Below are 2,104 nucleotides of genomic sequence, written 5' to 3'. Positions count from 1 at the left end.
CAGGAGATATATCTCGATACCATTCGAGATATATCTCCTGTCTATTTTTATGCTACTTTTGGGTTAGCTCAACTCAACCGCCTTTTAATCTCCCAACAACAATAATACCCAATCAAACAACCCAAAAAATTCAAGATAATATCACTAATGGCAAATGTGCCCAAATAAAAGATAAATTGAATGGTTTCAATTCCTAAAAGTGTGACCAAACTGACAATGACAAACTGTTTGAAATCAGTATTGATACAGTAAAGGCCACCTAAAGGAATGAAGTAGATAATATTTAGCACTGCCTCTTGAATCGTTCTGGTATCCGCTTTTATAAAGTCAAAAGGATTCAGTGATATCGCCTGAAAATCCGTTGTTTTAGTAAAAAGCACCATGAATAACAGTAATAAATACACACTGAAAGCAAGATAGAGATAAATAACTGAAAAATCTTTGAGGTGATACTGGATGCCAAACAACCAGATAATCAGCGTTAATAAGAGTATTAAAGTTAATGCGGTATAGTCAAAGTGGTTAATCAACCTAGCCAGGCTTTGATAGCGAGTGAGAACGGGCATAATCAGCCAAGTAATCGTCGCATAACTCAGGATAAATGTGACCAATAAACTGCTGAGGTAGATCATATATTTTCGCAACTGTTTCTAACTCCTTTTCTTGATGAGATTAACCCTATTTGGTTCTGTTGCGAAGTTTGAAAATCAAACGCGCCCTCTCTGAACTCCAAATATCTTAGGCTGGTATTCCCATTAATACCTTGATTTCAGTAGACACCGAAAAGCCGAAGAGCGTTCCATTTCTTCGGTTCTTTTTATATATTCCTCGAAGGGTCTCCATGCCCTTAATCGTGGAAGAGGCTGTACGGAGACTTTGATAAAATTTATTCCGTCGTTTAATAGGTCGATGGTCTTGTTCTATTAAATTGTTAAGATACTTCACAGTTCGGTGCTCTGTCTTAGGATATAAACCCACACTCTGTAACTTTCTAAAGGCGGAGCCAAGAGAAGGTGCTTTATCGGTCACAATTGCTTTCGGCTCACCAAACTGTTTATGGAGTCGTTTTAAGAAAGCATAGGCTGCTTGCGTATCCCGTTTCTTTCGTAACCAGATATTTAAGGTTAATCCGTCCGCATCAATTGCACGATAAAGATAATGCCAACGTCCCTTAATTTTGATATAGGTTTCGTCCATTTTCCATGAATAGAAGGATTGTCTATTTTTCTTCTTCCAAAGATAATAGAGGACTTTGCTGTACTCTTTCACCCAACGATAAATCGTAGTATGACAAACATTTATTCCACGATCATATAACAATTCCTGAACTTCACGATAGCTTAGATTGTAACGCAGGTAGTAACCAACAGCGACAATAATGACGTCTTTTTTGAATTGTTTGCCTTTAAAATGATTCATTACTCTGTCCTCTCTGTCTTTTTTCTCAATTTTACACTAAAATAGATTTTTTGGAAAACTTTGCAACAGAACCAAAGAAATAATAAATTCTAGGCCCTTAAAAGAAAAAATCAAATTTTTAACAAAGGTTATTATTATTAAGGCGAAAAACCATTAAGCCGTTAAACGAAAACGCAATTAGGATTGACTAGTTGAGGCTTGGTTAACCATCAACATCACTATTCAATGAAGAAACAGGCCTTGAATCTGAACGGTGGCTATCATACGCATAACTATCAAACATCGTCACAAGCGATCAAACGAGTTTAGGAGGGTGCTAGATGTTTAAACGTAAAGAAAAGAATATAACGACTACGGCACCAATTAATCTCACCACGATTAATGAACCCATGTCGGTCATTACTGAGCAGATTAAAACAATTCGAACTAATATCAATTTTGCGGCTACTGACCATAAGCTACGAACTTTGATGGTGACTTCGGCCATGCTTGGCGAGGGTAAATCGACAGTAAGTGGTAACTTAGCAGTGGAGTATGCCAAGGAAGGCAAGCAAGTCTTACTGGTCGATGCTGACTTGCGACGAGCAACGATTCATAAGACATTTGGCCTTAAAAACCATAAGGGATTAAGCCGCGACCATGTCCACGGCCGTCACCGCTCCCGAGCCGGCGCTGCCCACCTGGG

General features: G+C 38.4%; 3 protein-coding genes. 1 reads left to right on the top strand and 2 read right to left on the bottom strand.

Features of this window, described 5'->3' with window-relative positions:
- Positions 1–68: 68 nt before the first annotated feature.
- On the bottom strand, positions 69–632 hold the full coding sequence (locus AB0A61_RS41015) for a VanZ family protein (protein WP_357056717.1): 564 nt from the start codon (positions 630–632) through the stop codon (positions 69–71).
- 106 nt (positions 633–738) lie between these two features.
- The gene (locus AB0A61_RS41010) at positions 739–1,419 is read right to left on the bottom strand and encodes an IS6 family transposase (RefSeq protein ID WP_361304713.1); all 681 of its coding nucleotides are present in this window, start codon (positions 1,417–1,419) and stop codon (positions 739–741) included.
- A 320-nt stretch (positions 1,420–1,739) separates the two neighbouring features.
- Here AB0A61_RS41010 and AB0A61_RS41005 point away from each other — a divergent pair.
- Positions 1,740–2,104 (top strand): P-loop NTPase (locus AB0A61_RS41005; protein WP_361304710.1); only part of this gene is annotated, 365 nt, incomplete at its 3' end.

Origin of the sequence: Streptomyces sp. NPDC046197 (assembly GCF_040646295.1) — a bacterium.
Taxonomy (GTDB): Bacteria; Actinomycetota; Actinomycetes; order Streptomycetales; family Streptomycetaceae; genus Streptomyces.
Note: the sequence above shows the minus strand (reverse complement) of the source record. Positions and strands in the feature narration are given on the sequence as shown.